Source organism: Vibrio penaeicida, assembly GCF_019977755.1.
Lineage (GTDB): Bacteria > Pseudomonadota > Gammaproteobacteria > Enterobacterales > Vibrionaceae > Vibrio > Vibrio penaeicida.
Window position 1 is genome coordinate 447,329 of record NZ_AP025144.1, and the last position, 19,044, is coordinate 466,372.

Genomic DNA, 19,044 nt, shown 5'->3' on the forward strand with positions numbered 1-19,044 from the left:
GATCTTTCTCCTCAGTTACAGAGTGTCGTTAAGTACAAGTGCCAACAGTGCTTCACGGGCGTAGACGCCATTTTCAGCTTGCTGGAAGAAATACGCGTAAGGGGTTTTATCGACATCCACTGTAATTTCATCCACACGAGGGAGTGGGTGAAGGACTTTTAGGTTGTCTTTAGCACCGGTTAGCGTGGCAGCAGATAACACGTACGCCGATTTGATATGGGCATATTCAGATTCATCAAAACGTTCTTTTTGAACTCGAGTCATGTACAGAATATCGAGTTCTGGGACCACACTTTCCATTTCTGTATGCAGGCTGTATTCGATGCCAGCATCATCCAGTTCTTCACAAATGTAATCCGGCATTGCCAATGCTTCTGGCGCAATGAAGAAGAAGCGGTTATTGCTGAACTTAGCCAAGGCTTGTGTTAGTGAATGCACCGTGCGTCCGTATTTTAAATCACCCACGAAGGCGACGTTTAGGTTGTCTAAACTTCCCTGAGTTTCGTAGATGCTGAATAGGTCTAATAATGTTTGTGTTGGATGCTGATTTGCACCATCGCCAGCGTTAATCACTGGAACATTATTAGAGAATTCAGACGCAAGGCGAGCTGCCCCTTCTTGTGGGTGGCGCATAACGAACGCGTCGACGTAAGAAGATATGACTTGCACAGAATCCGCTAGAGTCTCGCCTTTCTTAGCCAGAGAGGTGTTGCCATCGTTATCAAAGCCAATTACATCGCCACCAATACGTTGCACTGCGGTTTCAAATGAAAGACGTGTTCGGGTGGAAGGTTCAAAGAAGCAACTTGCGATAACTTTGTTTTTAATGAGCTCTGGTTGAGGTTCATTTTTCAGCTGACCTGCTGTTTTCACGATCAGCTCCAGCTCGTCACGAGACAGCTCAGAAATGGAGATAATGTGTTTTTGATAGAGTGAGTTCGCCATGATCTTCTTCCCTATGGTGATGCCATAAAAAAGCCCCCCTATTGAAGGGAGGCTTTAAAAAATAATACGGGAACAATAAAACAAAACAGGGAAGCCTAGTCGCTTCTTAATCATCACTAAATCAGGGATGAGAGTGTGTTTCATTAATCGTTCCTCAGACAAATTGCGGAGAATTATACGCCTAAGGAACGTGATCGCAAGCGATTACATTGTGTTTTTTGTTACTTCTATTGTCCTAGGGTTGCCACCATAACGGCTTTGATTGTATGCATGCGGTTTTCGGCTTGATCAAAAACAATGGATTGCTCAGATTCAAACACCTCTTCAGTAACTTCTAGTCCTTTTAAACCGTACTTGTCGGCTATCTCTTTCCCGATGGTGGTTTCATCGTTGTGGAAAGCAGGCAGGCAATGCATAAATTTGGCGTTCGGGTTACCTGTGGCGCTCATGACCTTAGCGTTAATTTGGTAAGGCGTCATTTGTGCCACGCGCTCATCCCATGCTTCAGGTGCTTCTCCCATTGAAACCCACACATCTGTGTAGAGGAAGTCCGCACCCTGAACACCTGTTTCTACATCTTCGGTGAAGTGTAAAGAAGCACCTGTGGATTGAGCGATGGTTTGGCATTCATCTATTAACTCTGAACTTGGCCAATAGGCTTTTGGTGCCACCACGGTAAAGTGCATACCCATTTTGGCTGCGCCGACTAAAAGAGAATTCCCCATGTTGTAGCGGGCATCGCCAAGGTAGGCAAATTGAATTTCATTCAGCGGTTTACCATTACTGTGTTCAAGCATGGTTAAAAAGTCTGCAAGGATCTGAGTGGGGTGGAACTCATCGGTAAGCCCATTCCAAACAGGCACGCCAGCGTGTTTGCCGAGTGTTTCGACGATGTCTTGCCCAAATCCACGATATTGAATGCCATCGTACATTCTGCCTAGTACACGAGCCGTATCTTTCATCGACTCCTTATGACCAATCTGAGAGCCCGATGGACCGATGTAGGAAACTTGGGCGCCTTGATCAAAAGCGGCCACTTCAAATGCGCATCGAGTTCGGGTAGAGGCTTTTTCGAATATTAATGCGATATTCTTCCCGATAAGCGTTTTCTGTTCAGTGCCTGAATATTTCGCCGCTTTTAACTGCTGAGACAGTTGAAGCAGAAAGTCAATTTCCTTGGGCGTATAGTCAAGCAGCTTTAAGAAGTTGCGATTGCGTAAATTGAAAGCCATAAATCTTCCTTCGATAAGGCAAGTACGTTAAAAATCATTTATACATATAAATTCACTTTTTGTGAATGTTTATTTTAAATAAAACAAAAAAAGGTTGACGCTGTTAGCATCAACCTTTTGAGTGTAGTAACCCACATCAAGGTGGGTTGAAGGAGAGCGGGTGTTTTTTAGATTCCGTCGCGTTCAATAGGACAGCTCATACAGCGAGCGCCACCTCGTCCACGTCCTAGCTCGTTACCCGGAATAGTCAGAACTTCAATCCCTGCTTTATCGTATTTTTCGTTGGTGTAAACGTTGCGTTCGTATGCGACGACAACACCAGGCTTCACTGTCAGAACGTTATTAGCATCATTCCACTGTTCGCGTTCTGCTTCGTAATTATCGCCACCTGTCGTAATAATTTTAAGGTGATCAACATCCAGCGCTTGTTCAACGGCATGAATATAGTTTGGCACTTGCTCTACGTTCATCGCTTTGCCGCCATTTGGCGTAAGGCGCCAAGTTTCCAAGTCGTTACGCATGATTTCTGGATAGACCGAGAACGTATCAACGTCCATGTGCGTCATCACAGTATCTAAGTGCATACAGGAACGGTGCTTGGGCAAGTTAATCGCAATCACTTGAGATGCTTGACCTGACTCAAATAACCCTGCTGCCAAGTTCTCGACACCCTGAGGCGTGGTTCGTTCTGACATACCGACCAAGACGGCACCGTTACCAATAACCAAAACATCGCCGCCTTCAATATTTGCGTTATCGTAATGCAAATCTTCATCACCGAAGTATTTGATAAAATCTTGACCTGCAAACACAGGGTGCCAACGGTAAATGGCGCGCAAATGGTTCGTTTCACGCTGACGTGCAGGCATCATCATCGGGTTCAGTGATACCCCACCGTATACCCAGCAAGACGTATCGCGGGTGAATAGGTGGTTTGGTAAAGGCTCTATCACAAAGTCCAAAGGTTGATGCATCTTCGGTAGCATGGAAGCGGAAGCAATAGGCAACTCTGAATAGGCTAAACCACCAAGCAAAACTGTCGCTAGGTGTTCGTTGTCCATTTCACTCAGGTAATGACGCAACTCACGCGCGAAAGTTGGACCGTAGCGAAAATCTGAAATCTGAGTATTAAGCAGCCATGTTCTGGCCTCTGGCACGGCTAAGGTTTCAACAAGAAGATCGTGAAGCAGCAATACTTCTACGTCTTGTTCTCTTAGTGTTTGTGCAAAAGTATCGTGTTCTCCACCTGCCGCTTCTACTGCTAAAACGTCGTCAAACAACAGCTCCTGACAGTTAGAAGGGGTTAAGTGGGTGAGTGCGCGCTCGGGACGATTTAACAACACTCTGCGCAATTGACCGACTTCAGAGCCGACATACAGCTTACTCATTGGGTGTCCTTTCTAATAATTCCGTGACTGACCCTTTGCTTTAATCCGATTCCACTTTCTTGTAACAAGTGCTCGCAACAAACGCTGCAATAAGCCAGTGGTTTAGATGAAACAAAAGGGCGACCTACTTTAAAATGAGGTCCGACTCACATTTATGACAAGGATGAAGACAAGATGCAAGTCGGTAATTTAGTGATAATGTCGATGTTTAGGGCGTATTTTTAGAGGATTAGTCCTTTTTGGCTTGTGTTTGTAAATTTTAGTGTTGTTTTTGAGTGAAATGGATACAGTGCTGGGGTGCCTGAATATTCATGTCGGATGGTCAGCGAAGCGTCATGATACCCATTACTGTGTGAATGAAGATGCATTAATCTGGTCAAATCACGGTGAATCGTTAGATTTTATGCAGTTCTATGGATTTCAACTCTATGCAATATTGAGTCATAAATCGGCGTATTTATTAAAAAACGCGGTGAAAAGCCTGACCTGACTTTGTTCTGTTTCAAAAAAAGTAAGTACATTTGTTAATATTTTGTTTCTGTGACTCAAGGTTGGTTTTGGTTAGCAGAAAAAATGCTCAAGGATCGAGTTTGCTGGTGGTAATTTGCTGCGAACCGTGCCATATTTCACGCGTTTAATTACCCAGAGAGCGGAGCAATCGAATGTCTCAACAAGATGAATACCTATCGGTAGAAGCGTTACTTGAAATTCAAAAAGAAGACACTCGCGAAATCATCAGTGCATTACTTGAAGACGGCAGTGAACCTGATGCTCTGTATGAAATTGAACATCACCTGTTTGCCGAAGACTTCAATACGCTAGAAAAAGCCGTAGTAGAAGCGTTCAAAATGGGCTTTGAAGTCCTTGAAGCAGAAGAAACAGAAGATGAAGATGGCAACAAACTTCTTTGTTGTGATGCCGTGATGGAATCAGCTCTAAATGCTGAACTCATCGATGCACAAGTCGAAAAGCTGGTTAACCTTGCTGAAAAATACGACATCATCTACGACGGGTGGGGTACATTTTATGAAGGTGAAGATGCCGCTTACGACGTTGAAGAAGACGACGAAGAATAACCTTCCCATCCTCATCGAGAAACGCTGGCTTAATGCTGGCGTTTTTTTATATCTAAACGCAGACCTTGGCTCCCATTTTGATCATGTGGTGGTCAGACAATTGAAATTTCATTAGAAATTATGTGTCTACTTTCATTATAATGCCTCCAAACTTGATCTGGCTCAATTTATCATGCAACTTTCGCTCGCTGGTCTTTGGCAGCTTTCACCGCTCACAGACCTCTCTATCCCGCAGGACGATATCACCTTCCCAGCACCGCTTAGCGATGTGTTGCCTGAGTCTATTTCTGAATCTGACATCCGAAATCAAGAATGGCATTTAATGCATGATATTGAAGTCGATGATGCGATGTTGGCTTTTCCAGCGGTGGATTTGGTGATGGCTGGTGTTGATTACTATGCCGAGGTGCGGATTAATGGTGTCGCGGTATTTGATTGCGATGGCACTCAGAATCGTTATAAGAAGGACATTCGCCCCTATTTACAGCCAGGTAGAAATCGCTTTGAAATTTTGTTCTTGGAACAAGATGAAGACTGGCTACTGGACGAAACACCAGAGATTTGCCAGTTGAACCCAGAGCCTGTGTTAGAAACAGATAAGCGAGTTGGAATATGGCAGGCTCCATACCTGCAATTTATTCGTAATTTGAGGCTTGATCATATTACCACTGAGCAGATCTGGCACCATGGTGGTGGTTGTGAGTTTAAAGTGGATCTCTATTATCAGACCTTCGCTGCGGGATTGGTGTCGGCATCGGTGAAATTTGATGGCATGACCTATCATATTCCTATTGATGTCAGAGCTGATCACGCCACAGCGTTGTTCCAAGTCGAAGCACCACGCTACGCTAACCCGATCTTCCCAGACGATCGCGATCTCTACCAATTGGATGTGATGCTAGACGGGCAAAGCCAAAATATGCGGATAGGGCTCAGTAAAGATCTCTGCGTGATGCATTTTCCTGTTTAGTGAAGTGCAACGAATTGGTATTACTACTAAATGTGGCAGCTATCGGTTCCCTCCATATTATGATTTTATGTTAGCAGCTCAACTTGGCTGTTTTACATAAAGGATCTAATGTGTTTTTTCATGCAAGTGACATCAGCGATACGCTTAAAAATCAGATAATAGAAGGCAGAAATAAGAGCTTTCCGAATCATTCGTCAAATAACTACTTTTACAAACAAGTGCCTTATGGGGTTATTGTGATATTTGATGGGGATAAATTGGTCTCTCAATGTTCGATAATTTATCGGTACATAAATATTGATGAATCGTTCTTACCCATTCTTGGGGTGTCGGATGCATGGGTCGATGAAAAGTACAGGAAGAAAGGGTTCTTAAAATCCATGCTTGATGAGGTTCAGACCATGAGCTGGGATATGGGAATAGAATGCAATGTCCTTGTGGCCGACGTTCCGAGCATCTACTCCAAATATGGGTTTGTTGAATACAATCCGGTGGCACAATGGCTTAGAGTTCATGAAGGTAAGAACTATGGAGTGTCTGTAGAAAAAATCAAAGGCATTATGATCAGGAGTCTAGGAACGAGCAAGCCCCCTCAAAAAATGACAAGTATAGACTTCTTAGGGGAGTTGTTTTAATTAAACCAATGACCTAAAGCGCCTTCGCCATTACCACTTCACAGGCATCATGACCGGTATCCCCCCACGGGGCGTCTAAATGTTTAAATCCGAGATTTTCATAGAGTTTGATGGCGGTTTTTAAACATTGGGTGGTTTCAAGGTAGCATTGCTTGAAACCTTGATGTTGGGCGTGCTCCATGGCCATTTTTGCGATGGTTTTGGCTAACCCCTTACCTCTGGCTTCCGGTAAAAAGTACATTTTCTGTAATTCGCACACGTCATCTCGACCACGTAAAGGGGCGTAACCACCTCCTCCGACTATTTTTCCATTGTTCTCGATAACCCAGTATTGGGAGCGGGGCTGCGAGTACACGTCGTATAAAAATTCTAGAGTCGGGTCCGCCACGCTATAGCCTTTATCTGAAGAAAGCCCATGCTCTTCTGAGACCGTTCGGATCACCGCAGCTAATGCGGCGTTGTCGCTTTTTCGTATTGGGCGTAGCGTTAATTCATAGCTCATTTTGGAGGATGTCAGTGAGCGAATGTAGTGATCCAGAGCGCTCTGTAAACTTGCTTGCTCTTCAAAAGACATTTGGTTTAGTGCGGCTTCGTAGCGCACGTCTTGTTGGTGGTTTAACTGTTGAAGAAGATCGTACCCCTTTGCCGTTAATGTATAGAGAACACTGCGTTTGTCCTGTTGATTCGTTGTGACTTCAATGCACAGCTTGCTGGCGAGGCTTTTAAGTGCTCGGCTGGCGTTGGATTTGTCGATGTTCAGCCTTTGAGCAACCTGATTTACGGTGAGTACCTGCTGCTCTAATTCAATTAAGCAGTGCGCTTGAATCGGAGATAAATCGATGTTCCCACATTGTTTATCGAGTAAACCAAGTTCACGAACAAGGTTGCGAGAAAGGGTACGTAGCGTTGAGGTATCCATATTAACCACTAAATATAGTTGCGACTAACAACTATATTTAGTGTGATGTGGCAACTAAATCAAGAGGCAAGGATGTTAAATGTGGTTGTGTTGGCAAATTGGAGCCAAACGGCTTCGCTTTAGCCAAATTCTTTCATGGAAATAGTAGGCAACCGTATTAATACTGGGTTCCAACAATGCCATGACGCCACCAATGAATGCATCCCCTGTTATTAAGTAGGTGACGGTAAATGCGACACCAAAATGCACACTGGCAAAGCTGGCTGTTTTTAATTGAGTTTGGGATTGGTAGCGTCTTAGCCACGGTATTTGCCCCCAAGCTTTTTCATGGAAATAGAAAGCAACGGTATTAACTGAGGGCTCTATCATCGCAATTAAACTGCCAGGTAAAATATCCCCTGTTAGTAGGTACGCGACAGAAAATGCGATTGAAAAATGGAGTACGGCGAAAGTGAGTGTTTTCTTCATTATTCTGTCCTCGTAAGTGAATAGACCCTAGTATCTCTACTTTTATTGGTTCGGTAAAAACGATTGTTTCTATCGTTTTAATTGCTAATACCTAACATTGTTGGAGTGCGCATTGCTTGATTCGCAATATTGAAAATAAAGTTGAAGCGAATGAATTGGTTAGTGGCTGATATTTGATCAGGCTGGTATTTTAGATAGCGGTTATTTTTAACCGCCATTAGCTAATAATGGTAATCACTCTCTCGCTCCGAGTCCGAAGACAGCGATCTAAATAAAACAATGATCTAAACAAAGCTGCGATCTCGGTAAAAAAGGTATGGGGCGAACACGTCAGAATGGAAAAATATGGAACAGAACAACAGGCTTGAACAGAACAACTCTATCGAAGAGAAGAACAACAAGTACCCGTTCAAATTTGAAGGGGAAGGCGCCGAGTTTTTTGGGATTTGGATCGTTAATGTTCTCTTATCCGTGATTACGCTGGGTATTTATTCGGCGTGGGCGAAGGTGAGAACCAATCAATATTTTTACGGCAACACTCGGCTCGATGGTGATGGTTTTGAATATCACGCTAAGCCGATTCAAATTTTAAAGGGTCGTATTATAGCGGTGGTTGTTTTTATCATTTGGAGCGTATCAAATCAGTTTGCACCCGAAGTGAGTGGGGTTCTGATGTTGGCGTTTCTCGCCATTCTACCTTGGCTGGCTTGGAGTAATGCGCGTTTTGATTCCGCAATGACCAGTTACCGCAATGTGCACTTCTCTTTTACTGGGACATTAAAGGAAGCTTACATGGCTATTCTAGGAAGAGGGATGGCAATCATTGCGTTGTTTCTTTCTGCTATGGCGGCAATTAGCTTCGAGATCGTTCCGGTTGGTGTACTTTTACTGCTGACGATACCTTTTGTGTTCGTCTGGGTTTTGGTGGGAATTTCGAACTATTTTGCTAACGGATACCGTTATGGTAAGCGCAAGTTTTCTGCTCAATATACCGTCAAGGCTTACTTAGCGATTTATCTTAAAACCATGCTGTTTGCGTTTGGCTTGTCGATTGCGTTTGGTGTTGTTGCGTCTTTGTTCGCAGGGGCTTCTTTGCTTTCAATGGTATCTTCAGACTTTACACTTTCTGATGGCGGGTTCCCTAATTTTGCTTTCTTCGGTTTGATTATCGCTATTTACATTGGGCTTTTCTTTGTTGGGGTTATCGCTAATGCCTTTAAAACGGCTCAAATGCGTAATTACACCTTTGCACAATTAAACATTGATGCAAGCGACCAAGCTAAGAGTGAGCACCTTCAAGGTGATGAAGACAAACCAGAAAATACGGGCTTTGCGTTTGAATCAACGTTGGCAACGTGGAGCTTTGTCTGGCTGATAATGACGAACTTTTTGCTGCAACTGGTGACTTTCGGTATCGCAAGACCGTGGGTCATGGTTAGAACCAGCCATTTCCTTGCTAACCATACCTATGTGATTGGCGATCTGCCAAACCTAGTGGTAGAAGGGGAAGATCAGGACATGAAATCGGCGGTTTCCGATGAATTGTCTAATGTCTTTGATGTCGACATCGGGATTGGCTAATGCGAGTCAAAGGGATCGCCCACCCCCCCAAAAGCTCTGTACGCATAGAGGCGGAGCTGGATTTGTCGCAGCGTGACTTTATGTATCTACATGTGGATGGGCAGATTTTCAGTGCGTCCATCCATGATATCGACATCACAGCTTCACCTGGCAAATTGCCACCGAAAATCCGGTTACCTTCTGGGTGGTTGTTTGTGCCCAGCAGTGCTGAGAAGATCAATGAATTTCTAGTACAGCATGGAAAAAAGAGCAGCCTAAGTCACCTGGAAAAAAACGCAAAAGCGATCATAGTAAGCACATTGCTGATCGTTGGATTAACCATAGGTTCTTTTACCCATGGTATTCCTTGGTTTAGCAAGCAGGTGGTGAATTGGTTGCCTCATGAAGCACATGAAGTGTTGGCTGATTATGTCTTAACTTCCATTGATGAAGAGTGGCTTTCACCTTCTGAATTACCTATTGAGCAGCAAGATGCCATTAGAGCGCGATTCTATCAGCATTTAGGTAAACTCCCGCCCGCTCCATTTGCCCCTCAGCTGGAGTTTCGCTCGTCTGATGGTTCACCTAATGCCTTTGCATTAAGTGGAGGCGTGATCATCATGCTTGACGAGATGGTCGAGCTTGCTCAGACAGAAGAAGAACTCGACGCAATATTGCTGCATGAACTGGGGCATATTTATCATCAGCATGTCATGCATAGGCTCGTCTCATCCAGTTTGGTTTCTGCAACGGTAGCCGTGATGACAGGTGAAAGCTCGGGGCTCATTGATACTATGGTTGGAGCCGGTGTTTTTGTTTTGCAAAGTGGGCATTCCCGAGAAGCAGAAAAAGAAGCGGACGAATTTGCTAAAAAGTCGCTAAAGAAGATATACGGGACGAGTGAGCCGCTGGCTGTGATTTTTGAGCGCTTACAAGAGGAATCGAGTGATATTCCGGAGTGGCTAAGTTCACACCCTGAAATGGAAAAACGCATTCAAGAGGCGAGAGAATAGGGTTCTAATTTCTACTCACAGTAGATAGAGGTTGGACATAAAAAAACGAGCGTCAGTGCGCTCGTTTCTGTATTCATTTCAAAGACGTATTTTATCAAAACCGAGTCTTGTCAAAAGCTTGTCTTTTCAAAGCCGTATCTTATTAAAAGCTTGTCTTTTCAAAAACTAAGACTATTTACGTACCGCAATCGCTTCAATTTCGATTTTTACATCTTTTGGCAGGCGAGCAACTTCTACGCATGAACGCGCTGGGTAATTCGCTACATCGTGCTCATCGAAAAACTTACCATACACTTCGTTTACTGTTCCGAAGTCGTTCAGATCTTTTACAAAAACTGTAAGTTTTACGATATCTGCAACCGTCAAACCTGAAGATTCAACGACTGCTTTTACATTCTCAAGAGATTGGCGCGCTTGTGCTGCGATGTCTTCTGGTACTTCACCAGTTGCTGGAACCACTGGGATTTGACCAGAAGTCAGTACCATGTTGCCAAGGTCAACACCTTGTACATATGGGCCAATAGCAGCAGGGGCAGATTCAGTGTGCAAAACTTTCGTCATTATTTTTGTTTCCACGTTGTTCAAAAGGGGTTTCAGTGTGCCTTTTGAGTCACTATTCGTAAAGAGGTGAGCGTTTTAAAAATGCGTTTCTACTAAATGCGTCACTTGGTAGTCGTTATCACACACACAAATATAGCGCCACTTATCAAAGGTTAAACAAGGGTGAGATGTTGAAAATACAACAATGTCACCAACAGTCAGCTCACTGTTCTCAGGAATCGCTAAGAACGTATGCTGATCCATAATATCGGTCGCGGTTAGCCCTTCGATACTTATCGCATCGCCATTGCGATAGACGCGTTCAGGTATGGGTAAACCGGCATCGAACGCCACATCTCGTTTTCCCATACCGATAATGGCTTTTCCCGGCTCAGGGATGGACAAAACATACGCCCAAAGCTCTAAGGAAGACGTGAGGTCTCCACCCATATGACAAGCCACACTATTGTCGCGCTGGCTGCGTTCCATGACGGTTTGCTGCGCATCTTGGTAAATACCTTTATCGTGAATGAGGTAACAGCCAGGTCGAATGATGGTGGTGAGGCGTGATTGGTTAGTAAAGCATTCAGCCACCACGTCATACCAAGCTGAACCTGCTCCTGTCAGAATGGGGCACTGGCGCTTTATCAAGCCTTGCTGTTTGAAAGACAGAGTGAGTTCAACAGCGCTGCCAATAAAATATCGGATCCGACGTTCTGAATCTTCACATTTGGGGATCGCCCCCTCATAGAATTCGATGCCATGAAGATCGACGCCAGGCAAATTTCGGATCATCATCGCCATGTTTTGCATCGCCTCTGGGTGCCTGACACCACAGCGTCCGCCGGCCATACCGTATTCTATCAATAGGTTGATCACTTGTTGGCGTTCTTGGAAAAATCGACTCAGTTGCTCTACGTTTTCTTGCGAATCGACGCAGCAAAAAAACTCGACGTCATTTTGAGACAGCAATTGAGAGGCTCTAGCCATATTGGCTTTACCCACCAATTGGTTCGCAAGCAATATACGTTTAGCGCCCGCTTCATAGGCAACCCAAGCCTGCTGAATATTGGCGACTGTTATTCCCCAAGCCCCTGCTTCCAATTGCTGTTGGAACAAATCTGGCGTCATGGTGGTTTTGCCGTGAGGCGCTAACTTAACACCATGCTGGTCGGCGAAGTTTTGCATCCATTGGAGGTTACTTTGTATCGCTGATTGTTTGATAACTGCGGCTGGCAGCATGATCTCTTCATTGATCAAACTGTATTGACCTTTACTATTGTTTTCAGCCCAAACGCCTTTGGAACCCACGGCTTCAAATTTGTTTTGGTAATGAGTAACGCTCTTCATGGATTTACTTTCCTACCTGTTGTTTTTCTAACAAGGTCAAAACTTCAATCAGTACTTTGCCTTATCTCGATTCTAGCTTTAATGAGTGATAGAAACTATCACACACCGTTTTTTAAACTGTGCGTCCTCTCACTGTTTGACCATTTAATTCCGCCTAGTATCCACTTTACATTAAGACCGTAAGAGTGTGGGTTTCTTTCCTATTCTAAGTTTAATTCGTTGTTTTATTAGGCTTATTATGTTTCATCTTTAATGATGGGATTGTTGTTGTAATAGTGTGCCTTATGCTCGTGACTCTTATGTTAGAAAAAAACATAGGCTAGGTGGTAATACCCAAATTGAGGAAGGGAAATGCAATACGATGTTGTGTTCCGAAACGTGCTTGTTGTCGATGGCACGGGTGAGAGCACGTACAGTGCAGATGTAGCCATAAAAGAAGGGCGTATTTTGGAGGTGGGTGATCTTGCCAATGCTGATGCGATCACCTTGATCGATGGCAATGGCTTGGCGCTTTCTCCCGGTTTTATTGATGTGCACACGCACGATGATACGAATGTGATTCGCTACCCAGATTGCTTGGCCAAGATAAGCCAAGGCGTGACAACCGTGGTTGTCGGTAACTGTGGAATTAGCGCTTCTCCTGCGATTCTAGCAAGCGATCCCCCTGACCCAATGAACCTGCTTGGTAAGCAATCAGATTTTCAATATCCAACTTTCCAATCTTATGCTCAAGCAGTTGAAACCGCGAAGCCTGCCGTAAATGTAGCAGCTCTGGTTGGGCACACCACGCTTCGTAACAATGTGATGGATGAGTTGCACCGCGCAGCATCGACTCAAGAAATAGCGGCAATGAAAGAAGCATTGAATCAAGCAATGCAAGAAGGGGCGCTAGGGTTAAGTTCTGGTTTGGCTTATGCCAGCGCCAAACAAGCTCCCACAGAAGAGGTCATGGCTTTAGCGGAAGAGCTTGCTGAGTTTGGCGGTATTTATACCACTCACATGAGAACCGAATTCGAACAAATACTAGAAGCAATGGATGAAGCTTTTCGTACAGGAAAACATGCGAAAGTCCCAGTTGTTATTTCTCATTTAAAATGCGCAGGAGCAGGTAACTGGGGACGCACCGTTGAAGTGTTGGACTTGATGGAGAAAACTGCGAAGCATCAAGATATTGGCTGTGATTGTTACCCCTATTCTGCGAGCTCTTCCACGTTGGATCTTAAGCAAGTCACCAGTGACTTCGATATCTTCATTACTTGGTCGGATACCCGACCTGATCTCGCGGGGCGGATGCTCAAAGACATTGCCAGTGAGATGAATTTATCGTTAATGGATACTGCGAAAGCGCTACAGCCTGCTGGCGCGGTTTATCATTGCATGGACGAATCGGATGTCGAGCGTGTATTGAAATACAAACTCACCATGGTCGGGTCCGATGGATTGCCGAATGATCCCCATCCTCACCCTAGGCTCTGGGGGGCGTTTCCCAAAGTATTGGGTCATTACAGCCGCGAGCGAAAGCTATTCACGTTGCCAGTGGCAATACACAAAATGACGGGCATGTCTGCCAAGCGCTTTGGGTTAGCCAAAAGAGGGGAAATAAAATCGGGTTACTTTGCTGATTTGGTGTTGTTTGACCCTAACGAAATTAGCGACGAAGCGACATTTGAAAACCCCGTTGCAGCGGCAAAAGGTGTTCACCTCGTTATGGTGAATGGAGAAATCAGTTATCAAAACGGGCGTGTCGCCCAATCGCGACATGGTCGATTCTTGTATAGAAACGAATACAGAAACAATTAAAGCGAAGGGCAAAGCCCTCACGTACAGAACTGGAATGTAAGAACTGGAGATTATTATGACAATTAAGCGTTACGGCATTGAAGGCGGAACGGGAACGGGTGGTCAGCATTTGCCATTTGCAAGGGCAACAGAAGCGGGCGGCTTTTTGTATGTGTCGGGTCAAACGCCGATGACAGATGGAGAAGTGGTGGAAGGTGGGATTGTGGATCAATCTCGTTTGGCGATTCAAAACTGTGTCGACATCATGACTGAAGCCGGATATGGGCTTGAAGATGTGGTTCACGTTAAAGTGGTTTTGACAGATTCTCGCTACTTTCAGTCGTTCAATAAGGTCTTTAAAGAGTTCTTTGGTGAACACCCGCCAGCACGTATCTGCATGGTGTGTGATTTGGTGGTGGATGTGAAAGTCGAAGTGGATGTGACTTGTTATCGAGAAGATCGCCGTTAAAACAACGACGCTCGTTGAATTGAAAAGAGCGCCGTTTGGCGCTCTTGGTTTATACACAAAACGGTTTCTGTAAAAAGGACACCGTTATTCAAAGTAAGAAACTCTACAAGCTGGTTTTAACAAGCTCGATCACTTTGGCGATTTCGTCTTCCGTTAGTGATCCTTCTTTCACAAACAGAACCGTTCCTTCTTTGTCGAGCACTGCAATGGCGGAGCTTTCTTCTTTCAGCTCCCACGCGCCAGCCGCCGTACCGTCTTTATCCAATACGATGGAAGACCAAGAGAACTCTTTTTTACTGTCTTCTGCTGACGATTTTACAAAAGATCCTGTTCCCCACATGGCATCATCTTGGTTGATAATGGTGGTGGTTTGGTAGGCATCTTTAGAGAAGTCGGCAGCGGTAATCGCTGTCATCAGAGGGGCATTCATTTTTTTAGAGCTAGAACGTCCAGCGATTGCCTGAATGACTCGCACTTTGCCTGTCAATTTGGCTGTGGACCATTCGGCGTATTCGATTTTGTCACCTTGTAGCATAAGTTCACCGTGGCTAGCGACATTCACAGTAGGCAAGCCTTTGCCTATCTCTATGGTGTGCGCCATGCCCATCATTGGTGCAGCAGCAAGGATCAGGGTGGAGAGCAATTTCAGTTTCATAATATTATCCGGCTGATTTTATTGATTAGTTATTTGCAAGAACGGCACATTCTGTAGATGCGATGTGTCCGCATTCACAGGTTAGCTTAATTTTGCGTTTTAACGCGAATACTTGGCGCTCAATTTGCCGATTTGGCTCTAATTTTGCAGAGCTGAACACAAAGTCATCACGAAATTCAAAAAGCGTCAAAAAAAGGATGGAGGGAATCATGGAACGGGTCTTTAAACACTATCATCCAAAGCAGATTGCTAAATTCGTCAAGATTCTGTTCAAAGGATCATTTTGTATTGCTGGTATCGGAATGTTTTATTTTGAACAAGGTAAAGTTGTACTGCCGGACATTAATAACAAGCAGATGCTAGGTGTTATGAAGGAAGTCAATGCAACGATTGACTCCCTTTCGAGCTTTTCAGCCTAATTGGGTATTTAACGCGATTAAGCTGAATGGAGCCGAATTTAGCTTTCAGGGGGGAAGCAAACGCCTGTTCCCCCGATACCACAGTATCCCTGAGGATTTTTTGCTAAGTATTGCTGGTGGTAGGTTTCAGCAAAAAAGTAAGTAGGAGCAGGCAACACTTCGGTGGTTATGGCGTTTCTTTGTTCAGCGGACAATGCTTTTTGATATTCCAGTTTCGAATCCAACGCCAACATCATTTGTTTTTCGCTGTACACGTAGATTGCTGAACGATATTGTGTGCCCATGTCGTTCCCTTGTCGCATGCCCTGAGTCGGGTCATGACTTTCCCAGAAAGTTTTCAACAATGTGTTAAACGAAATAACTTCAGGGTCAAATATCACTCGCACCACTTCTGTATGCCCTGTTTGTCCTGTGCACACTTCCTCATAAGTTGGATTTTGCGTAAACCCGCCTGCATACCCAACCGAGGTGGAGACTACGCCATCCAGTTTCCAGAACAGTCGCTCTGCACCCCAAAAGCAACCTAAGCCAAGCAAGACTTCTTGTTGGGTGCCTTTTGGTGCGTCGAAGAGGTTTGATTGATTCACAAAATGCGTTGCTTCTACGTTAAGCGGTGTGCTTCGACCTGGCAATGCATCGTTGGCTGACACCATTGTGAGTTTGTCTGCCATGTTGATTCCTTTCGTTTCTGAGGTTCTTATCTGCATTTAACAATAGTTGAGGTAGAAGAATCAATGACGGATTGATATCAACTCGCATCTTGAGGAGGTTTTGGTGTGAATCTTCGATCCCTCATTTTGAAGTTACTTGGGTATAATAACCCCGCTTAAGTAAAATATTATTGTGCAGATTAATTAGAGTTTGGTGTTACTCGTTGATTGTTTTAATAATAGAATTATATTGGGTTCAGAATCCATATGGTAACAGTTATAATTTTTATTTACTTTTTATGAATTATTTCATTATTAATGAATATGCTTTATCTGTATATATAAAATGTTACCTTACAGCTCTAAACTATCTAGCATGAATCGCCTCAATTTGTTTTATCTTCTATCTCAATTCCTTGTTTTATAGTGTTCTCTTACATTATCCATGCATCGAATCACTCGTAAAGATCGTAATAAACACCAATATTTTAATAAGTTGCCCAATTAGGATATGTGTTCAACATAACTTGGCTAGATAAAAGGATTTAATTTTGAACATAATATCCAATACGAAAAATACAGAGGCTAGTATTTTTGAACAAAGTAAAACACTGAGTGAAATAATTAAAAGAGAACCAATAATAGGAAGTTCACCTTTAGTTCTAAAAATAAGGCAGCAGACACACTTTGCTGTTGAAATGAAAATGTCGGTTTTTATTACCGGAGAAATGGGTACCGAAAAGAGTGAAGTGGCCGAGTTTATCCATAAAAAAAACCGAATACCAGTCAGTCGTTTTATCCGTATTCCATCCAGTTTTAGTGGGGTTGACGTGTATCAATCTCACTTAGAGAAAGCTTTAAAGGAAGCGAAAAATGGGACGTTATATCTGGAAGACATCGACGTGCTATCAAGAGACATACAGGACTTCTTGATTAGCCAATTTACTATGGGTTTGTACCATGATTTGTTAATTAATAATAATGTGAGGTTAATAATATCTTGCCGTAGATCATTAGGTGATCTAAAGAAAAATAATGCTTTTGTTGACGTGTTGTTAGAAAGCAATTTACCGTACATTGAAATTAATATTCCACCATTGAAAAAGAGAAATGATGATATCCCTGAATATGTAGCACATATTTTGTGTGAGTTTGGTATTGAGAAGAATATACAAGTCTCTCCGAGTGCTATGTCTTTACTTAAACAGTATGAATGGCCTGGTAATATTACTCAGGTTCGAAGTTTTTTGATATTACTAGCATCATGCTGTGATGGCATAATTCGTGAAGAAGATGTATTATCTTTAGGGGTTATTTCTAAAAAAGATTGTACATACGATATATTCGAAACCATATTGGAACAACGATTTGATAGGCTTGAAAACTTGCACCCAGCGTTGAGAAAAGCATTGATTTTTCTTGGCAATAATTATACAGAATGCATAAAGCTCAGCGATATGGCTAGTGCGGCTTATACCAGCCCCTCTCACCTTTCTTATCTTTTTCGAGAGCACCTTAATCTCTCCTTTAAAGCCATTCTTGTTCAAGTTCGTATTCAAAAAGCCATGCAGCTATTTGATGCCTCTCCAATGCTTAAAGTCACGGACGTGTGCTTGCAAGCTGGATTCGGTGACCTTAGCCATTTCGAGAAGATGTTTAAACGCTATGCCGACTGCACACCTCGCCAATATCGAGCGCAAAAAAGACAGCGTACTCAGTTTGCTTTTGCCAGTGCACCAGCTTGATATGAAGCCCTTGATTGTCCGTTGTTTTCGCCAAGTCTGACTCAGCGGTGATACGTAATATGAACCACATGAACGGACACAAAGAGCATTTTGATGGAAATCGATATTGAGAAGATGTTGCGCGAGTTTTCTCCCGTTACCTCAAGAAACATGCACCTAACGATGGTGGCGGATTCCATAGGGAAAGCGGCTGAAAATACCACTCATGCACAGCAGCAAATTCAAACCATCTTAGTGACAAACACCGCACTGGGATCTGGGCTTATCTATTCCATTGCAGCAAAAGGTTCTTAACCGTTTCTGAGGTGCATTTTTGTGCACCTCTTCATCAACAGGAGCACTAACTATGTCAGTGAACGGAGCCGTTACAGATTCTGTAACGCAAGTAAATACCTCTGTGGTCGGCGAAACGCCCGCTATGGCAGGAGGAAACCTACTGCTCGCAACCAGCCAAGCAATGGGGATCTCTGCACACAATAGCACCGGCGCAAATCAACAGGCCCAATTGGTACATCAGACAGCAACAATTCAAGGCGTGAACTCGTTGTTTGCCACAGGCACAGCGGTGATCGGACGAAGTGTTGAGCTGATTTTAGAACCTCAACCAGCAGCTTAATTAATAGTAAATTAGGAGATTATTATGGGTGATACAGTAAACGCACAAGTAACGGATTCGGTAACACAGGTGAACACAAAAGTTGTGGGTGAAACCCCTGCAATGGCAATGGGCAACCTGCTTATGTCTACCAGTCAGGCATTGGGCACAGCCGCTCATAACTCCACAGCAGACCAACAACAAGCGCAAATCACTATGCAAGCGGCAACGGTGCAAGGTGTTATCGAGAAAGACGCGTAATAAAGAAAGCACCTTTACCCATAAAACGGTAAAGGTGCACTCAAAGGAACGACAGATATGAAAGATCTTAATTCACCGCCCGATCAAGACAACTCCGCTTTTAATGCGGCGAACCAGTCGATTGCATAGTCTTCTGCTATGGCGTTAGCGGATGCGACTGATGACTTAAGAAACCTAAGTATCTTGAGTACAACCGCTATTGGGACAGCGTTAAGTCAAATGCTGGAAACAGGGGACACCAAGTACTTTCAGATCATCGATCAGGCACAAAGAGTCGTCACTAATGGCGCGGAAAACTTTGGGGTGGTCGGTGAGAAAGTCGCAACGGTATTGCAAGACCAAGCTCAATAATTCGTCGTATTTTTTCTGCCAGGC

General features: G+C 43.9%; 22 protein-coding genes and 1 pseudogene. 14 read left to right on the top strand and 9 right to left on the bottom strand.

Annotated elements, in window-relative coordinates:
• Positions 1-15 precede the first annotated feature (15 nt).
• The 3 genes from pyrB to arcA all read right to left on the bottom strand — a co-directional run bounded on the left by pyrB (position 16) and on the right by arcA (position 3,565).
• Positions 16-945 (bottom strand): aspartate carbamoyltransferase, encoded by a 930-nt coding sequence (gene pyrB / locus LDO37_RS02275; protein ID WP_101111143.1) that lies wholly within the window; start codon positions 943-945, stop codon positions 16-18.
• A 227-nt stretch (positions 946-1,172) separates the two neighbouring features.
• Entirely contained in the window at positions 1,173-2,177 is a 1,005-nt protein-coding gene (gene argF, locus LDO37_RS02280) for an ornithine carbamoyltransferase (protein ID WP_101111142.1), read from the bottom strand.
• Between the two features lie 167 nt (positions 2,178-2,344).
• Positions 2,345-3,565: an arginine deiminase gene (gene arcA, locus LDO37_RS02285; RefSeq protein WP_126609624.1), complete on the bottom strand. Its 1,221-nt coding sequence runs from the start codon at positions 3,563-3,565 to the stop codon at positions 2,345-2,347.
• A 280-nt stretch (positions 3,566-3,845) separates the two neighbouring features.
• Here arcA and LDO37_RS02290 point away from each other — a divergent pair, with 280 nt between their 5' ends.
• From LDO37_RS02290 to LDO37_RS02305, 4 genes are all read left to right on the top strand, one after another.
• Positions 3,846-4,055 carry a hypothetical protein gene (locus LDO37_RS02290; protein ID WP_126609623.1) on the top strand — a complete coding sequence of 70 codons (210 nt, stop codon included), beginning with the start codon at positions 3,846-3,848 and terminating at the stop codon, positions 4,053-4,055.
• A 172-nt stretch (positions 4,056-4,227) separates the two neighbouring features.
• Positions 4,228-4,641 (top strand): ribonuclease E inhibitor RraB, encoded by a 414-nt coding sequence (gene rraB / locus LDO37_RS02295; protein ID WP_101111139.1) that lies wholly within the window; start codon positions 4,228-4,230, stop codon positions 4,639-4,641.
• Positions 4,642-4,813: 172 nt separating this feature from the next.
• Complete coding sequence (locus LDO37_RS02300; protein WP_126609622.1) at positions 4,814-5,611, top strand: glycosyl hydrolase 2 galactose-binding domain-containing protein; 798 nt, start codon at positions 4,814-4,816, stop codon at positions 5,609-5,611.
• 110 nt (positions 5,612-5,721) lie between these two features.
• A complete protein-coding gene (locus LDO37_RS02305; RefSeq protein ID WP_185829922.1) occupies positions 5,722-6,246 on the top strand; it encodes a GNAT family N-acetyltransferase in 525 nt (174 codons plus the stop codon).
• A gap of 13 nt (positions 6,247-6,259) precedes the next feature.
• Here the strand turns inward: LDO37_RS02305 and LDO37_RS02310 are convergent, their stop codons facing one another.
• Positions 6,260-7,165 (bottom strand): bifunctional helix-turn-helix transcriptional regulator/GNAT family N-acetyltransferase, encoded by a 906-nt coding sequence (locus LDO37_RS02310; RefSeq protein ID WP_126609620.1) that lies wholly within the window; start codon positions 7,163-7,165, stop codon positions 6,260-6,262.
• Positions 7,166-7,240: 75 nt separating this feature from the next.
• Positions 7,241-7,633: a DUF2061 domain-containing protein gene (locus tag LDO37_RS02315; RefSeq protein WP_126609619.1), complete on the bottom strand. Its 393-nt coding sequence runs from the start codon at positions 7,631-7,633 to the stop codon at positions 7,241-7,243.
• A gap of 345 nt (positions 7,634-7,978) precedes the next feature.
• On the opposite strand from LDO37_RS02315, the gene LDO37_RS02320 reads away from it, so the two are divergent.
• Both LDO37_RS02320 and LDO37_RS02325 read left to right on the top strand, forming a co-directional pair.
• The gene (locus LDO37_RS02320; protein WP_126609618.1) at positions 7,979-9,214 is read left to right on the top strand and encodes a YjgN family protein; all 1,236 of its coding nucleotides are present in this window, start codon (positions 7,979-7,981) and stop codon (positions 9,212-9,214) included.
• Positions 9,214-10,206 carry a M48 family metallopeptidase gene (locus LDO37_RS02325; protein ID WP_126609617.1) on the top strand — a complete coding sequence of 331 codons (993 nt, stop codon included), beginning with the start codon at positions 9,214-9,216 and terminating at the stop codon, positions 10,204-10,206. The genes LDO37_RS02320 and LDO37_RS02325 overlap by 1 nt, the downstream gene beginning before the upstream one ends.
• A gap of 171 nt (positions 10,207-10,377) precedes the next feature.
• Here LDO37_RS02325 and LDO37_RS02330 read toward each other — a convergent pair whose 3' ends face one another.
• Both LDO37_RS02330 and LDO37_RS02335 read right to left on the bottom strand, forming a co-directional pair.
• Positions 10,378-10,767, bottom strand: a complete 390-nt coding sequence (locus LDO37_RS02330; RefSeq protein WP_101111132.1) for a RidA family protein — start codon at positions 10,765-10,767, stop codon at positions 10,378-10,380.
• Between the two features lie 75 nt (positions 10,768-10,842).
• Positions 10,843-12,096 (bottom strand): amino acid deaminase, encoded by a 1,254-nt coding sequence (locus LDO37_RS02335; RefSeq protein WP_126609616.1) that lies wholly within the window; start codon positions 12,094-12,096, stop codon positions 10,843-10,845.
• A gap of 351 nt (positions 12,097-12,447) precedes the next feature.
• Here LDO37_RS02335 and LDO37_RS02340 point away from each other — a divergent pair, with 351 nt between their 5' ends.
• Together LDO37_RS02340 and LDO37_RS02345 are read left to right on the top strand one after the other, a co-directional pair.
• On the top strand, positions 12,448-13,896 hold the full coding sequence (locus tag LDO37_RS02340; RefSeq protein WP_126609615.1) for an N-acyl-D-amino-acid deacylase family protein: 1,449 nt from the start codon (positions 12,448-12,450) through the stop codon (positions 13,894-13,896).
• A 55-nt stretch (positions 13,897-13,951) separates the two neighbouring features.
• Entirely contained in the window at positions 13,952-14,344 is a 393-nt protein-coding gene (locus LDO37_RS02345; protein ID WP_126609614.1) for a RidA family protein, read from the top strand.
• Between the two features lie 103 nt (positions 14,345-14,447).
• On the opposite strand, the gene LDO37_RS02350 is transcribed toward LDO37_RS02345, so the two are convergent.
• Positions 14,448-14,999, bottom strand: coding sequence for a YtfJ family protein (locus tag LDO37_RS02350; protein WP_126609613.1), 552 nt, complete (start codon positions 14,997-14,999; stop codon positions 14,448-14,450).
• A gap of 209 nt (positions 15,000-15,208) precedes the next feature.
• Here LDO37_RS02350 and LDO37_RS02355 point away from each other — a divergent pair, with 209 nt between their 5' ends.
• Positions 15,209-15,418, top strand: a complete 210-nt coding sequence (locus LDO37_RS02355; protein ID WP_101111126.1) for a DUF1107 domain-containing protein — start codon at positions 15,209-15,211, stop codon at positions 15,416-15,418.
• A gap of 38 nt (positions 15,419-15,456) precedes the next feature.
• Here the strand turns inward: LDO37_RS02355 and msrA are convergent, their stop codons facing one another.
• Entirely contained in the window at positions 15,457-16,089 is a 633-nt protein-coding gene (gene msrA / locus LDO37_RS02360; protein WP_126609612.1) for a peptide-methionine (S)-S-oxide reductase MsrA, read from the bottom strand.
• A gap of 530 nt (positions 16,090-16,619) precedes the next feature.
• Between msrA and LDO37_RS02365 the strand changes: the two genes are divergently transcribed.
• From LDO37_RS02365 to LDO37_RS02385, 5 genes and pseudogenes are all read left to right on the top strand, one after another.
• Positions 16,620-17,813: an AraC family transcriptional regulator gene (locus LDO37_RS02365; RefSeq protein WP_126607919.1), complete on the top strand. Its 1,194-nt coding sequence runs from the start codon at positions 16,620-16,622 to the stop codon at positions 17,811-17,813.
• 93 nt (positions 17,814-17,906) lie between these two features.
• Complete coding sequence (locus LDO37_RS02370; protein ID WP_126607920.1) at positions 17,907-18,107, top strand: RebB family R body protein; 201 nt, start codon at positions 17,907-17,909, stop codon at positions 18,105-18,107.
• 52 nt (positions 18,108-18,159) lie between these two features.
• Positions 18,160-18,429 (top strand): RebB family R body protein, encoded by a 270-nt coding sequence (locus LDO37_RS02375; RefSeq protein WP_126607921.1) that lies wholly within the window; start codon positions 18,160-18,162, stop codon positions 18,427-18,429.
• Positions 18,430-18,453: 24 nt separating this feature from the next.
• Positions 18,454-18,651 (top strand): annotated as a pseudogene (locus LDO37_RS02380) (RebB family R body protein); the annotation flags it as partial.
• Between the two features lie 156 nt (positions 18,652-18,807).
• Positions 18,808-19,020, top strand: coding sequence for a hypothetical protein (locus tag LDO37_RS02385; protein ID WP_224055312.1), 213 nt, complete (start codon positions 18,808-18,810; stop codon positions 19,018-19,020).
• Positions 19,021-19,044 lie beyond the last annotated feature (24 nt).

Coding starts and splice junctions, on each gene's coding strand:
- pyrB (WP_101111143.1), bottom strand. CDS start 945: ATGGCGAACTCACTCTATCAAAAACACATTATCTCCATTTCTGAGCTG.
- argF (WP_101111142.1), bottom strand. CDS start 2,177: ATGGCTTTCAATTTACGCAATCGCAACTTCTTAAAGCTGCTTGACTAT.
- arcA (WP_126609624.1), bottom strand. CDS start 3,565: ATGAGTAAGCTGTATGTCGGCTCTGAAGTCGGTCAATTGCGCAGAGTG.
- LDO37_RS02290 (WP_126609623.1), top strand. CDS start 3,846: ATGGATACAGTGCTGGGGTGCCTGAATATTCATGTCGGATGGTCAGCG.
- rraB (WP_101111139.1), top strand. CDS start 4,228: ATGTCTCAACAAGATGAATACCTATCGGTAGAAGCGTTACTTGAAATT.
- LDO37_RS02300 (WP_126609622.1), top strand. CDS start 4,814: ATGCAACTTTCGCTCGCTGGTCTTTGGCAGCTTTCACCGCTCACAGAC.
- LDO37_RS02310 (WP_126609620.1), bottom strand. CDS start 7,165: ATGGATACCTCAACGCTACGTACCCTTTCTCGCAACCTTGTTCGTGAA.
- LDO37_RS02315 (WP_126609619.1), bottom strand. CDS start 7,633: ATGAAGAAAACACTCACTTTCGCCGTACTCCATTTTTCAATCGCATTT.
- LDO37_RS02320 (WP_126609618.1), top strand. CDS start 7,979: ATGGAACAGAACAACAGGCTTGAACAGAACAACTCTATCGAAGAGAAG.
- LDO37_RS02325 (WP_126609617.1), top strand. CDS start 9,214: ATGCGAGTCAAAGGGATCGCCCACCCCCCCAAAAGCTCTGTACGCATA.
- LDO37_RS02330 (WP_101111132.1), bottom strand. CDS start 10,767: ATGACGAAAGTTTTGCACACTGAATCTGCCCCTGCTGCTATTGGCCCA.
- LDO37_RS02335 (WP_126609616.1), bottom strand. CDS start 12,096: ATGAAGAGCGTTACTCATTACCAAAACAAATTTGAAGCCGTGGGTTCC.
- LDO37_RS02340 (WP_126609615.1), top strand. CDS start 12,448: ATGCAATACGATGTTGTGTTCCGAAACGTGCTTGTTGTCGATGGCACG.
- LDO37_RS02345 (WP_126609614.1), top strand. CDS start 13,952: ATGACAATTAAGCGTTACGGCATTGAAGGCGGAACGGGAACGGGTGGT.
- LDO37_RS02350 (WP_126609613.1), bottom strand. CDS start 14,999: ATGAAACTGAAATTGCTCTCCACCCTGATCCTTGCTGCTGCACCAATG.
- LDO37_RS02355 (WP_101111126.1), top strand. CDS start 15,209: ATGGAACGGGTCTTTAAACACTATCATCCAAAGCAGATTGCTAAATTC.
- msrA (WP_126609612.1), bottom strand. CDS start 16,089: ATGGCAGACAAACTCACAATGGTGTCAGCCAACGATGCATTGCCAGGT.
- LDO37_RS02370 (WP_126607920.1), top strand. CDS start 17,907: ATGGAAATCGATATTGAGAAGATGTTGCGCGAGTTTTCTCCCGTTACC.
- LDO37_RS02375 (WP_126607921.1), top strand. CDS start 18,160: ATGTCAGTGAACGGAGCCGTTACAGATTCTGTAACGCAAGTAAATACC.
- LDO37_RS02385 (WP_224055312.1), top strand. CDS start 18,808: ATGGCGTTAGCGGATGCGACTGATGACTTAAGAAACCTAAGTATCTTG.